Source organism: Streptomyces montanus (genome assembly GCF_005786655.1).
Classification (GTDB): Bacteria; Actinomycetota; Actinomycetes; order Streptomycetales; family Streptomycetaceae; genus Streptomyces; species Streptomyces sporangiiformans.
In genome coordinates, this window is the sequence record NZ_VBZC01000028.1 from 55,925 (window position 1) to 69,385 (window position 13,461).

Annotated in this window: 12 protein-coding genes; 8 read left to right on the top strand and 4 right to left on the bottom strand. The window is 72.3% G+C overall.

Annotated elements, in window-relative coordinates:
* Window positions 1-58 precede the first annotated feature (58 nt).
* On the bottom strand, window positions 59-1,093 hold the full coding sequence (locus tag FE633_RS24730) for a LacI family DNA-binding transcriptional regulator (RefSeq protein ID WP_138047382.1): 1,035 nt from the start codon (window positions 1,091-1,093) through the stop codon (window positions 59-61).
* 215 nt (window positions 1,094-1,308) lie between these two features.
* Between FE633_RS24730 and FE633_RS24735 the strand changes: the two genes are divergently transcribed.
* Together FE633_RS24735 and FE633_RS24740 are read left to right on the top strand one after the other, a co-directional pair.
* On the top strand, window positions 1,309-2,766 hold the full coding sequence (locus FE633_RS24735; protein WP_138047383.1) for an amidase: 1,458 nt from the start codon (window positions 1,309-1,311) through the stop codon (window positions 2,764-2,766).
* Between the two features lie 83 nt (window positions 2,767-2,849).
* Complete coding sequence (locus FE633_RS24740; protein ID WP_138047384.1) at window positions 2,850-3,308, top strand: type II toxin-antitoxin system PemK/MazF family toxin; 459 nt, start codon at window positions 2,850-2,852, stop codon at window positions 3,306-3,308.
* Here the strand turns inward: FE633_RS24740 and FE633_RS24745 are convergent.
* Entirely contained in the window at window positions 3,293-4,213 is a 921-nt protein-coding gene (locus FE633_RS24745; RefSeq protein WP_138047385.1) for a TIGR02452 family protein, read from the bottom strand. The genes FE633_RS24740 and FE633_RS24745 overlap by 16 nt on opposite strands.
* A 234-nt stretch (window positions 4,214-4,447) precedes the next feature.
* Between FE633_RS24745 and egtA the strand changes: the two genes are divergently transcribed.
* From egtA to FE633_RS24770, 5 genes are all read left to right on the top strand, one after another.
* A complete protein-coding gene (gene egtA / locus FE633_RS24750) occupies window positions 4,448-5,782 on the top strand; it encodes an ergothioneine biosynthesis glutamate--cysteine ligase EgtA (protein WP_138047386.1) in 1,335 nt (444 codons plus the stop codon).
* Window positions 5,779-7,116: an ergothioneine biosynthesis protein EgtB gene (gene egtB / locus FE633_RS24755; RefSeq protein ID WP_138047387.1), complete on the top strand. Its 1,338-nt coding sequence runs from the start codon at window positions 5,779-5,781 to the stop codon at window positions 7,114-7,116. The genes egtA and egtB overlap by 4 nt, the downstream gene beginning before the upstream one ends.
* Complete coding sequence (gene egtC / locus FE633_RS24760) at window positions 7,116-7,907, top strand: ergothioneine biosynthesis protein EgtC (RefSeq protein WP_138047388.1); 792 nt, start codon at window positions 7,116-7,118, stop codon at window positions 7,905-7,907. Before egtB ends, egtC begins: the two co-directional genes overlap by 1 nt.
* A complete protein-coding gene (gene egtD / locus FE633_RS24765) occupies window positions 7,904-8,866 on the top strand; it encodes an L-histidine N(alpha)-methyltransferase (RefSeq protein WP_138047389.1) in 963 nt (320 codons plus the stop codon). Before egtC ends, egtD begins: the two co-directional genes overlap by 4 nt.
* A gap of 78 nt (window positions 8,867-8,944) precedes the next feature.
* Window positions 8,945-9,160 (top strand): dodecin, encoded by a 216-nt coding sequence (locus tag FE633_RS24770; protein ID WP_138047390.1) that lies wholly within the window; start codon window positions 8,945-8,947, stop codon window positions 9,158-9,160.
* Window positions 9,161-9,184: 24 nt separating this feature from the next.
* On the opposite strand, the gene FE633_RS24775 is transcribed toward FE633_RS24770, so the two are convergent.
* Entirely contained in the window at window positions 9,185-9,673 is a 489-nt protein-coding gene (locus FE633_RS24775; RefSeq protein ID WP_138047391.1) for a phosphatase domain-containing protein, read from the bottom strand.
* 90 nt (window positions 9,674-9,763) lie between these two features.
* Window positions 9,764-12,238: a SpoIIE family protein phosphatase gene (locus FE633_RS24780; protein ID WP_138047392.1), complete on the bottom strand. Its 2,475-nt coding sequence runs from the start codon at window positions 12,236-12,238 to the stop codon at window positions 9,764-9,766.
* A gap of 185 nt (window positions 12,239-12,423) precedes the next feature.
* On the opposite strand from FE633_RS24780, the gene FE633_RS24785 reads away from it, so the two are divergent.
* Window positions 12,424-13,446 (top strand): LLM class flavin-dependent oxidoreductase, encoded by a 1,023-nt coding sequence (locus FE633_RS24785; RefSeq protein ID WP_138047393.1) that lies wholly within the window; start codon window positions 12,424-12,426, stop codon window positions 13,444-13,446.
* Window positions 13,447-13,461 lie beyond the last annotated feature (15 nt).

A 13,461-nucleotide genomic window follows, 5' to 3' on the forward strand; every position in this document is an offset into this window, starting at 1 on the left:
TAGTTGAGCATGCAACATCTTAGTCATGTCGTACGACGGCACGGGCGAAAAGGCGTACTCAGCTCGATGCGCGGTGCAGAACCGTCGCTCCCAGTACCTCGTGCGTCCCGGGCGGGGCACCGAAGTCGCGCACCGCGCGGTCGACCAGTTCGGCGAGCTCCTGTCCGGACGGCAGCTCGATGTGGACGGTGCTCAGGCGCGGGCGCAGCAGCCGGCCGAGCATCAGGTCGTCGGCGCCGATGACGGCCGTCTCGTCCGGGATGGGGATGCCCTCGTCCTGAAGAGCCCTCATCAGCAGCATCGCGTACTCGTCGTTGTACGCGAAGACGGCATCAAGGCCCAGCGCCCGCCAGCGCGCGGCGAGTTGGGCCGCGGACTGCTCCTCGTAGGCCAGCGGTACCTCGGTCAGCGTCGCGCCTGTGCCGTGCAGCGCCTGGCGTACGCCTTCGAGTCGGGGCTTGGCGAAGATGTCCAGGCCGGGGTCCTCGGGCATCACGACACCGATCCGGCGACGGCCCCTGGCCAGCAGGTGCGCGCCGGCGCTGCGGCCGACCACGCTGTGGTCCATGAGCAGTGCGTGCGCGCCCTCGACGCGCTCGGGTCCTAATGTGAGGACGGCGCGGGCGCCGGAGCGCTTGAGGACGGCCACGCCCTGCGGGCCGAGGCCGCTGCCGGGCACCAGCACCGCGACCGGCCGCAACTCCGCCCAGGCGCGGGCCGCTTCGTCGCCCTGGAGGCCGACACTGCCGTACTGCACGACGGTGTAGTCGAAACGGCTGAGCGCCCACTGGAGTTCGTTGAAGAACTGGCTGTAGAGCGGGCCGACCGGCACGGCCGGCGCGGGCATCAGCACCATCCGGCTGTGCCCGGCGCGCAGGCTGCGGGCAGCCGCGTGCGGGACGTATCCGAGCTCCTTGGCGGCCTGGTGGACGCGGCGGCGCGTGGGCTCGCTGATCCGTACGGCGCTGGCGTTGTTCAGGACGTAGGAGACGGTCGCGCGCGAGACCCCCGCGAGGCGGGCCACATCCGCGCTCGTCGGCACGGAGTACTGCGGGGTCGAGGTCGGGGCGGGATGTTCCGGTATCTGCACCATGACGTATCGCATCTTCGCAGAAGCCCCGAGTGATGCCCGGCCCGGGTGGGCATCGGCTCGGCGCGGCCGAATCCACGGGTAATACCGCGGCCGAATCTACGGGTACAGCGCGGCCGAATCCAGATGTGTACGGGGGAAGTCCCGTATCTCGTACCGGATCTGTTTCCCCGGAGGTTACCGTTCGGTAGTCTATGTGCTTTCCGGAGGTGTCCCGTATGGCTCCCGACCGTGCCGCAGGACTGGCCGAGTGCGCTCGCGCCCTTGCCGAGGGCGAGGTGTCGTCGCGGACGCTCGTCGAGGAGACGCTGGCCAGGATCGAGGCGACCCAGGGCACGCTCAACGCCTTCCGCCTGGTGCGTGCCGAGGCGGCACTCGCCGAGGCCGACGCGGCGGACCGGGAGCTGGCCGGGGGTACGCGACGGGCCGATCGCGAGCGGCCGTTGCTCGGGGTGCCGGTGGCCGTGAAGGACGACATGGACGTGGCGGGCGAACCGACGGCGTTCGGGTGCTGCGGGGAGTTTCCGCCGGTGGCCGGCGACGGCGAGGCGGTACGCCGACTGCGGGCGGCCGGGGCCGTGATCATCGGCAAGACGAACACATGCGAGTTCGGGCAGTGGCCGTTCACCGAGGGACCCGCCTTCGGTGAGACCCGCAACCCGTGGCACACCGAGCACACACCGGGCGGCTCGTCCGGCGGCTCGGCGGCCGCGGTCGCGGCGGGCCTGGTACCGGCGGCGCTGGGCTCGGACGGCGCGGGCTCGGTGCGGATCCCGGCCTCCTGGACGCATCTGATCGGGATCAAGCCGCAGCGCGGCCGGATCTCGACCTGGCCGCGCGCGGAGTCGTTCCAGGGCATCACGGTCAACGGAACCCTCGCGCGCACCGTCGAGGACGCCGCGCTGCTCCTGGACGCGGCGAGCGGCCAGCACGAGGGCGATGTGCACCGCCCGCCCGCGCTGCGCGTATCGGACGCGGTGGGCCGGGAGCCGGGCCGACTGCGGATCGCCCTCTCACTGAAGCCGCCGTTCACCGCGCTGCCCGCACGGCTGCGGCCCGATGTACGGGCGCGGGTCGTCGCCCTGGCGGAGCGGCTGGCCGCGCTCGGGCACGAGGTCGAGGAGGCCGACCCGCCGTACGGGGCGATCGGGCTGACGTTCGTTCCGCGCGCGACGGTCGGGATCGCCGAGCGGGTGCGCGAGGCACCTCACCCCCAGCTGCTCGACCGGCGCACGCGCGGCGCGGCCCGCCTGGGCCGACTGCTCGGTGGCGCCCCGTTGCGGGTGGCCCGGCGCGCCGAGGCGACGCTGCAGCGGCGCGTCGGCGCGCTCTTCGAGATGTACGACGTGGTCCTCGCGCCGACGACGGCCACTCCCCCGCCGCGCATCGGCGCCCTCGCGCAGCTGAACGGGCTGGGCACCGACCGCGCCATGATCGCCGCCTGCCCGTACGCGTGGCCATGGAACGTCCTGGGCTGGCCCGGGGTGAACGTCCCCGCGGGCCTTGTGGGCGATGGGCTGCCCGTGGGCGCGCAGCTCCTCGGCCCGGCGAACAGCGAACCGCTTCTGGTCTCGTTGGCCGCTCAGCTGGAGGCGGACCTGCGGTGGCACGAACAGTGGCCGACCGCTCAATTCAACGGCGCTGTACAGGAGTTCAGGCCACCCACTGAGGCATAGAGGGTGTCGTTCGGATCACCCCTGGGCGTCATCGGCCGCCCCCGCTCGGCGGAGGGGAGAGGGCAAGCCCTAACGTGACCCGCGTGAATGCCTTCACCGATGACGCGCACGCTTCCGAAGTCCCCGGCCGCTACGGCCCGTCGGCGACCACCGAGGCCGAGCCCCGCGAGGTGGGCCGCGTCCACACGGAGTACTCGCCCGCGCACGACGGCGACCCCGACCCCGGCGAGATCGTCTGGACGTGGGTGCCCTTCGAGGAGAACGACGGACGGGGCAAGGACCGCCCGGTGCTCGTCGTCGCCCGCGAGGCGGCCGGGACCCTGCTCGCCGTCCAGCTGTCGAGCAAGCGGCACGACGGTGACCGGGAGTGGGTCCCGATCGGCAGCGGTCCGTGGGACCGGTCGGGGCGCGACTCGTGGGTGGCCGTGGACCGGGTGCTGCGGCTGCACGAGACGGGGATGCGCCGGGAGGCGTGCGCGCTGGACCGGATGCGGTTCAACCTGGTGGTGCACCGGCTGCGGGAGCGCTACGGCTGGCGCTGAACGCCCTGCCTGGCGTCCGTGCCCGCCACCGCCACCGCGCCTGTCGCGGCTCCGGCTCCGGCTCCGGCTCCGGCTCCGGCTCCGGCGAACGCTCGCTCGAAAGCGCCCCGGACCACCGTCCCCGGCGTACGGTCGAGCACGCCGAACACGACGTGCTCGAAGGAACCGGAGAACCGGCCGCCATCGCCGAGCAGGGTGCGGAACGCACCCGCCACCTGCTCCGGATCGTTCTGGAACACTCCGCATCCCCAGGCGCCGAGCACCAGCCGACGGTAGCCGCCGGCCACGGCCGTCTCCAGGACCCGCTCGGCCCTGGTCGCAAGCGCGCGCGGGAGTTCGGCCGCGCGCTCCGGCGTGGTGCGCAGGACGACTCCGGCGTTGGGTGCGGCGGCGGTGAGGAAGCCGACGGTGTACGGCTCGTCGAGCAGGCGCCCCCGGTCGTCGCGGAAAACCGGCACGGCCGGGGAGTGAATCACCCGATCGCTGTAGAACGCGTCGCGGTGTGCGCGGTGATGGTCGTAGAACTCGCGTGCCCGCAGCACGCACGCGTACAGCGCGGAGGCGCGGCACAGGGCCTCTTCCTGGGCCTGGGCGCCGTTCAGGTATCCCCCGCCGGGGTTGCGTGCCGAGGAGAAGTTCAGGACCGCGACCGGGCCGGTGTGCCGTACGGAGCCGGTGAGCCGACGGGCCGCCTCCAGGCTGCTCTCGCCCGTGACCTCGAAGAACGTGGGTACGGGAGCGGCCTGCGGAATGTCCACCGGACCGGGCCCGTACATGCGCGTGCCCTCCTGGGCGGCGGCCACCGCCGCGGCGATCGAGACCTCGCGCCCGTCGGACGCGTGGTACGAACCCGCCGCGACGATCTCCTCCGTCTGCCGTGCGATGCCCCTCAGGCGCGCACTCATGGCGTCACCCCCGTGGACGCCGCGATCGCGTCCCGCGCGATCTCCCCCGTCGTGCTCATGAACGCATCGTGAGCGATCCTTGTACTGCGCCGCAACAGAGTTTCCCGGCCCCAAGAGCACCCATACGCACCCTTGTGCGAATCGGCGCGAGGGTTTTGGGTGGACGGATGGTTGTCGACCCGGCCCATCCGACACCGGGCCGGCGGCATGGTGGAATCTCAGGAGGATCCCGACATGTCAGATTCGGTAAGTGACTGTACGGAGACCCGCTCCGCCGTCACCGAAGCCGAAGTAGAGGCCCTGATCAGGGGCATCTGCTTCAAGACGGGGCCGCCCCGTTTCCTCGGTGTCGAAGTGGAATGGTTTGTCCGCGAGCTGCGATCCCCGCGGCTCCCCGTACCACCCGAACGACTCGAAGCGGCCTACGCCGCACTGCGAACCCTGCCCCTGCGGTCGACACTCACGGTCGAACCCGGGGGCCAACTGGAGCTCAGCTCCTCCCCCGCCGCCTCCCTCATGGAGTGCATCGGCTCCGTCTCCGCCGACCTCGACGCCGTACGCGCGGTACTGCGCGAGGCGGATCTCGGCCTCACCGGAATGGGCCAGGACCCCTGGCACCCGCCCACCCGCTTCCTCCATGAGCCGCGCTACGACGCCATGGAGAGTTACCTCGACCGCACGGGTCCCGAGGGCCGGGCCATGATGTGCAGCTCGGCCTCCGTCCAGGTGTGTCTGGATGCCGGGTACGAGGAGCCGGGGCCCCTCGGGCATGTACGGCGCTGGTGGCTGGCGCATCTGCTGGGCGCGGTCCTGGTGGCCGCGTTCGCGAACTCACCGATGGCCCGGGGCCGGCCCACCGGCTGGCGCTCGACCCGGCAGTCCCTGTGGGCCGCGATGGATCCGGGCCGCGCCTGCGCCCCGCCTCTCGACGACGATCCACGGGCTACCTGGGCGCGGCACGTGCTGGACGCGCCGGTGATGTGTGTACGGGCGCCGAACGGCGGCGCATGGGACGTACCGGAGGCCATGAGTTTCCGTGCGTGGACCCGGTCCGGCGCGCCGCCGGACCGGGAGGATCTCGACTACCACCTGACGACCCTGTTTCCGCCCGTGCGTCCGCGGGGCCATCTGGAACTCCGCATGATCGACGCACAGCCGGGCGACGACGGATGGATCGTGCCGCTCGCCGTGGCCACGGCGTTGTTCGACGACGCGGAGGCGACCGAGATCGCGTACCGGACGGTCAAACCCCTTGCGGAGCGGGCCGGTTCGCCGACGGCTCCGCGCAATCCGCTGTGGCTCGCGGCCGCCCGCTCGGGGCCGGCCGATCCCGAACTGCGCGAGGCCGCGATCACCTGTTTCGAGGCGGCGGCCGAGGCCCTGCCCAGGCTCGGCGCCACGCCCGAAGTACAAGGCGCCGTAGCGGAGTTCATCGACCGCTATGTGGCCCGGGGCCGCTGCCCCGCCGACGACCTGATCGACATCCACGGACCGGCCGCCACCCAGGGCCGGATCGACCGAGACCACGGCACGGAACACCTGCTGCACCGGAAGGACATCCGCACATGACCGACCCCGCCTTCCTCACCGATCCGGAGACGCTCCGGGAGCGTGCGCTGGCGGCGCTGACCCGGGCGCGCGACCGCACCGCGCTGTTGACCTCCTGCGTGGAGGATCCCGACCTCACCGCGCAGCACTCGCCGTTGATGTCACCGCTGGTCTGGGACCTCGCGCACATCGGCAACCAGGAGGAGATGTGGCTGCTGCGGGAGGTCGCGGGCCGTGAGGCGATACGGCCCGAGATCGACGGCCTGTACGACGCGTTCGAGCACCCGCGCGCCGAGCGGCCCTCGCTGCCGCTGCTGCCGCCGGACGAGGCCCGCCGCTATGCCGCCGAGGTGCGCGGCCGGGCGCTCGACGTCCTGGAGAGCACGGCGTTCCGCGGCACGCGACTGACCGAGGCGGGCTTCGCCTTCGGCATGATCGCCCAGCACGAACAGCAGCACGACGAGACCATGCTGATCACCCATCAGCTGCGCAAGGGGCCCGCGGCCCTCACCGCGCCGGACCCCGCGCCCGCGCCGCCGTTCACCGGACCGGCCGAAGTCCTGGTCCCCGGCGGCCCGTTCACCATGGGTACCTCGGCCGAGCCATGGGCGCTGGACAACGAACGGCCCGCGCACCAGCGTTTCGTACCGCCGTTCTTCATCGACACCACACCGGTGACGAACGCCGCGTACCAGGCGTTCATCGCGGACGGCGGCTACACCGACCCGCGCTGGTGGGATTCCGACGGCTGGTCCCACATCCGCGCGCACTCCATCGAGGCGCCACTGTTCTGGCGCCGCGAGGGCGGCGAATGGCTGCGGCGACGCTTCGGGGTGACCGAGGTCGTGCCGCCCGACGAGCCGGTGCTGCACGTCAGCTGGTACGAGGCGGACGCGTACGCGCGCTGGTCGGGGCGGCGGCTGCCCACCGAGGCCGAGTGGGAGAAGGCGGCCCGGCACGACCCGGCGGCCCACCGCTCCACGCGCTACCCGTGGGGTGACGGCGACCCGACTCCCGAGCACGCCAACCTCGGCCAGCGCCATCTGCGCCCGGCCCCCGCCGGCAGCTACCCGGAGGGTGCGTCGCCGCTGGGCGTACGGCAGCTGATCGGTGACGTGTGGGAGTGGACGGCCAGCGACTTCCTGCCGTATCCGGGGTTCACGGCCTTCCCGTACAAGGAGTACTCGGAGGTGTTCTTCGGGCCGGAGCACAAGGTGCTGCGCGGCGGCTCGTTCGCCGTCGACGCGGTGGCCTGCCGGGGGACGTTCCGCAACTGGGACTATCCGATCCGGCGGCAGATCTTCTCCGGTTTCCGTACGGCACGGGACGCCGCGCCGGGGACGGAGACGTCCTGATGTGCCGTCACCTCGCCTACCTGGGACCCGAGGAGCCGCTCGGCCGGCTCCTCGTGGAACCGGCGCACAGTCTCTTCCACCAGTCGTGGGCGCCGCGCCGGCAGCGGCACGGAACCGTCAACGCCGATGGTTTCGGGGTCGGTTGGTACGCGCAAGGGGATCCCGTGCCCGCGCGGTACCGGCGTACGGGGCCCATCTGGGGCGATCAGTCCTTCGCCGACCTGGCGCGCGTGGTGCGCTCGGGCGCGCTGCTCGCCGCGGTGCGCGACGCGACCGTGGCGGGCGCGGACGGGGAGGCCGCGGCGGCACCGTACGCCGCGGGCCGCTGGCTGTTCAGCCACAACGGCGCGGTCAGCGGCTGGCCGCGCTCCCTGGCACCACTCGCGCGGACCCTGCCGCCCGCCGAACTGCTGTCGCTGGAGGCGCGTTGCGACTCGGCCCTCGTATGGGCCCTGGTCCTGAACCGGCTGAGCGGCGGAGACGAGGCGGGGCAGGCGCTCGCCGACACAGTGCTGGACGTCGCGGTGGCGGCCCCCGGCTCGCGGCTCAACCTCCTGCTCACCAACGGTGAGACGATCGCCGCGACCGCCTGGGGCGACACCCTCTGGTATCTCACCGAGCCCGGCCGGCGCACGGTCGTGGCGTCCGAACCGTACGACGACGATCCGCACTGGCAAGAGGTGCCCGACCGCACCCTGCTGGCCGCGAGCCGCACAGACGTCCTGCTCACGCCACTCAAGGACGTCGAAGAGCACCTGGCACCCGACCCACCCGAGGAGCCCACCTCGTGAGCCCGTTCCTGGTCACCCGCACCCTGCCCGAGGACGCCACCGACGCCGCGCTGCGCGCCGACGTCCTGCACGGCCTCACCCGCACCCCCAAGACACTGCCGCCGAAGTGGTTCTACGACGCCTACGGCAGCGAACTCTTCGAGAAGATCACCGAACTGCCGGAGTACTACCCCACGCGCGCGGAGCGCGAGATCCTCGTCGAGCGCGCCGCGGAGATCGCCCGGGCGACCGAGGCACGCACCCTGGTCGAGCTGGGCTCCGGTTCGTCCGACAAGACCCGGCACCTGCTCGATGAGCTGCCCGGCCTCCACACGTACGTGCCGGTCGACGTCAGCGAGAGCGCGCTCACACAGGCCGGGCAGGCGCTGATCGCCGAGCGCCCGTCGCTCGCCGTGCACGCGCTGATCGCCGACTTCACCAGCGGCCTCGCACTGCCCGGCACCCCAGGTCCGCGGCTCGTCGCCTTCCTGGGCGGCACGATCGGCAATCTCCTGCCCGACGAACGCGCCACGTTCCTGGCCTCCGTACGGTCGCTCCTGTCCCCCGGCGACGCCCTGCTGCTCGGAACCGACCTGGTGAAGGACGAGTCCGTGCTGGTCGCCGCCTACGACGACGCGGCCGAGGTGACGGCCGCGTTCAACAAGAACGTGCTGACCGTCGTCAACCGCGAGCTCGGCGCCGACTTCGACCCCGACGACTTCGCCCACGTGGCCCTCTGGGACCCGGAGCGGGAGTGGATCGAGATGCGGCTGCGCGCTCTTGCGCCGCTGACCGTGAAGGTGCCCGCGCTCGACCTCGCCGTGGATTTCGCGGCCGGCGAAGAGATGCGGACCGAGGTGTCCGCGAAGTTCCGCGAAGAAGGGGTACGCGGTGAACTGGCCGCGGCCGGGCTGGAGCTGACGCACTGGTGGACGGACGAGGAAGGTCGGTTCGCACTGTCGCTCAGCGTGGCCCGGTGACGGGTCGCGGACGTCCGCACCGTGCGGCACCGTGGAATGACGCGTGGCACACCCGCCACGGCGGAGAGGAGCAGTCGCATGACCAACCACACGTACCGGGTCACCGAGATCGTCGGGACCTCGCCCGAGGGCATCGACCAAGCGATCCGCAACGGGATCGCCCGGGCCTCGCAGACCCTGCGCAACCTGGACTGGTTCGAGGTCACGCAGGTCCGCGGGCAGATCGAGGGCGGGCAGATCGAGCACTATCAGGTCGGCCTGAAGGTCGGCTTCCGGCTGGAGGACGGGGAGTGACTCCTCCCCGCGGGGCGAAGCCCCTCAGGTGCGGCCCTCGCGCTCCTGTGCCACCTTCAGCGCCGCGGACGTGACCGCCCAGCGCGCCCGTACGACCGTGAAGCCCGCCCGCTCGGCGTCCTCGCACACCAGCTCGTCGTCGTCCACGAGCAGCCGCACCTCACGGTGCCGTGCGAGGCCGCGGAGGATCTCCAGCTTGGTGCGCCGGGCGGGCCTTCGGTCGTCGTTGCGGCGCATCCAGACGCGCCCGTCGGGCAGCCCCTGCGCGGCGAGCCAGGCCACCGTGTCCTTGCGGCACCGCTCGGGCCGTCCGGTCAGATAGACGACCTCGCACTCCTCCGCCTGCCGCAGCGCCAGCGCCACCCCCTCGGCCAGCGGCGGATCGTTCGGGGCCGCCGCGAAGAAGGCGTCCCAGTCCCGCGGCTTGCGCTCCAGAAAGCACTGCCGGTGCGCGGTGTCAGCGAGCGTGCCATCGAGGTCGAACACCGCGAGCGGCCTTTTGTCGTCCGTCACGTCGCCAACCCTAGAGCCGACCGCCCCGGGCCCGGCACAGCCCTGCTCATCCACCCGGGCTCTGCTCGTCCCACCGGGCCCGGCCCCGTTCTAGTCCTGGGCCACGTTCAGTTCCGCCCAGATGATCTTTCCGCCCGGGGTATGGCGCGTGCCCCAGCTTTCGGTGAGTTGGGCGACGAGGAGCAGGCCCCGTCCGCCCTCGTCGAAGGCGCGGGCGCGGCGCAGATGGGGTGCGGTGTCGCTGCCGTCGTAGACCTCGCAGATGAGCCTGGCGTCACGGATCAGGCGCAGCCGGATGGGGGCGTCGCCGTAGCGGATGGCGTTGGTGACGAGTTCGCTGACCACCAGTTCCGTGACGAAGGCGGCCTCGTCCAGGCCCCAGGCCGCGAGCTGGCCGGACGCGTACTTGCGGGCCTCGGCGACCATCTGAGGATCGCCGGGCAGTTCCCAGGTCGCCACTTGGGCGGCATCGAAGCCACGGGTCCTGGCCAGGAGGACGGCCACGTCGTCCGCGGGACGCCCGGGCAGCAGCTCCTCCAGCAGGTCGTCGCACAGCTTCTCCAGCGATCCGACGGGCCGGCCGAGGACGCGGCCCATGAGGGCCATGCCCGTGTCGACGTTCTGGTCGCTCGCCTCGATCAGCCCGTCTGTGTAGAGGGCGAGCAGGCTGCCTTCCGGGACGTCGAACTCCGAGATCTCGAAGGGCAGTCCGCCGAGACCGAGCGGCGGGCCGACGGGCAGGTCCAAAAAGTCGACCTCGCCGTCGGGCGTCACCACGGCGGGCAGCACATGCCCCGCGCTGGCGAGGGAGCAACGCCGGGCCACCGGGTCGTAGACCGCGTACAGACACGTGGCCCGCATCTCCCCGACCGGCCGTACCTCCCCGACCGGCCGTACCTCCCCGGTCGGCGGGACCTCCCCGGCCGGCGGGACCTCCCCGGCCGGCGGGTCAGCCGCGGCGGGGCCGGGATCGTCGAGCTCCTCCCGGGCCAGGCGGATGACCACGTCGTCGAGATGGGTGAGCAACTCGTCCGGCGCCAGGTCGACGTCGGCCAGCGTGCGCACCGCGGTGCGCAACTGGGCCATGGCGGCCGAGGCGCGCAGCCCGTGGCCGACCACGTCGCCGACCACGAGCGCCACCCGGGCACCGGACAGGGGGATCACGTCGAACCAGTCGCCGCCGACGCCCGCGCGCGTGCCGGCGGGCAGATAGCGGGTGGCCACCTCCACGGCGGACTGGTCCGGCGTGCTCCGCTGCAGCAGGCTGCGCTGCAGTGTCACCGCCGTGGCCCGCTCACGGCTGTAGCGGCGGGCGTTGTCGATGCTCAGGGCCGCCCTGTTCGCGATCTCCCGCGCCAGGAACAGATCCTCCTCGTCGAACGGCTCCGGCGTGCGGTGGCGGTGGAACTGGGCCAGCCCGAGCGTGATGCCCCGTGCCTGCAGAGGAACGATGAGCAACGAGTGGATTCCGTGCGTTCGGAAGCTGTCGGCACGATCGGGGAGCGCGGTCAGCCACACCGGGAGGCGGGCGCTGTCGAGGCGGTGCAGGAAGGGGCGGTCGGCGGTGAGGGCCTCGGCCTGCGGTGAGTCGTCGGCATAGACATGCCGCTGTCCGGCACCGAAGGTCGCCTCCGGGCAGCCCTCCAGTACGGAGGCCTGCGCGGACCGGCGGAAGACCAGCGGCCCCACGCCAGGCACGGTGTCCGTGTCGGCGTCCTGGAAGAGGTCGTCCAGGAGGTCCACGAGGACGAAGTCGGCGAACCCCGAGACGCTGATATCGGCGAGCTCCTGGGCGGTGCGTGTGACGTCGAGCGTGGTCCCGACGCGCAGGCCCGCCTCCCTCACCAGGGACATCCGCCGGCGCGCCCAGTACTGATCGGTGGTGTCGTAGACGGCGGAGGCAACACCCCGGACCCGCCCCTGTGGGTCCTTGAGGGGGAACAGCAGGGAGGACCAGGAGCGCTCGCGACTGACCCCCGGGATCCGCAGATAGGCCTGGTGGCGTACGACGTTCCCGGTCCGCATGGCCTGTTCGGCCAGGCGCGGGACCTCCTCGGCGCCTGCGAGGATCTCGCCGGAGAGCCGCTCGGCGATGCCGAGGCCCCGCAGCTGCTCCTCCGTCGCTCCCGACAGCGTGACGAAGGCGTCGTTGGCGCGCACGACCTTCCCGTCGTCGTCGCACACGACCACGGCGATGGGCAGCTGCTCCATCGCCCACCGGTCCAGAGTGGCGGGGGCGGCCTCGGCCGCGGCCGAGGCCGTGACGATCCACAGCGGGTCGTCGTCGGCGCCGGTCAGCGGCCGGAGGTCGACCAGCAGCTCCAGTCGCCGCCCCTCGTGGGTCCTGACCACGGCGCCACCGCTCCATGGCGCTCGGGCGGCGCAGGCGGTCCGGGCCGCGTACGGAAGCTCGGCGGCCAGCAGCTCCCGGGCGTCGCGGCCCACGGCGTCCACGGAGTCGTAGCCGAGCATCCGGCGGGCGTCCTCGCTCCAGGCGGTGACCTTCCCCGTTCCGTCCACGACGGCGGTCGCTGCCCAGGCCGAACCGAACACTTCTGAGTCCATGCACCCGTCTCTCACACACACCACGGGCCAACCCCGCGCCTGCCCTCAGCATGGCCCCACAGCAGGGCGGACTCAACGGGACTTCCCACTTCTGGTCTCATGTGATGAGGGGTTCGTAACCTTTCTGAAACCGTCGGCGGCGGGAGGGCCGGGAATCCTGGCGCCCGGCGAGCGTTGAAAGCCATGTGAGTTCAGTGATCGCTGCCGCCCGCTTCTCCGTTCTCGACCGCTCACGCACCCGGGAGGGGCACGAGGGCCCCGAGGCCCTGCGGGACACCGTGCGGATGGCGCGGGAGGTGGAGCGGCTCGGGTACCACCGGATCTGGGTGTCGGAGCACCACGGCGTGCCCGGAGTCGCGGGTTCCGCGCCGACCGTGCTGGCCGCCGCGGTCGCCGCCGCGACGCGCACGATCCGGGTGGGCACGGGCGGGGTGATGCTGCCCAACCACCAACCCCTGGTGGTAGCCGAGCAGTTCGGCGTCCTGGAGTCGCTCTTCCCGGGGCGCATCGACATGGGGCTGGGCCGCTCCGTGGGGTTCACCGACGGTGTGCGGAAGGCGCTCGGCCGGGACAAGGACGACGCCGGCGACTTCGCGGGGCAGCTCGAGGAGTTGCTGGGCTGGTTCCGCGGTACGTCGGCGACGGGGGTGCACGCGCGCCCCGCCGAGGGCCTGACCGTGCCGCCGTTCGTGCTGGCCATGGGCGAGGGCGCCACGATCGCGGCGCGGGCGGGGCTGCCGATGGTCATCGGCGACCTCAGGAACCGCGAGAAGATGCTGCGCGGCATCGACCACTACCGTGAGACGTTCCGGCCGTCCGCGTGGGCGAGCGAACCGTATGTCGTCATCTCCGGCACCATAGCGGTGGCGGGCACCCCTCAGGAGGCCCGCCGACTGCTGCTCCCCGAGGCCTGGTCGATGGCCCACTCGCGCACGCACGGCACCTTCCCGCCGCTGCCGCCCGCCGAGCGTGTCGAGGCGCTGCGCATGAGCGACAGGGAGCGCGGTTTCTACGAGTCCGGGCTCCGGGGCCACCTCGTGGGCACCGAGGACGAGGTCGCCCACGAACTGGAGACGGTGCTCAAGGACTCCGGCGCACACGAGGTCCTGGTCACCACCAGCACGTACGACCGTGAGGCGCTGCTGGACTCGTACGAGAGGCTGGCCCGGATCACGGGGACTGACCGGGGCTCTTCGAGGCGGCCGTAGTCCGCCACCGCGGGT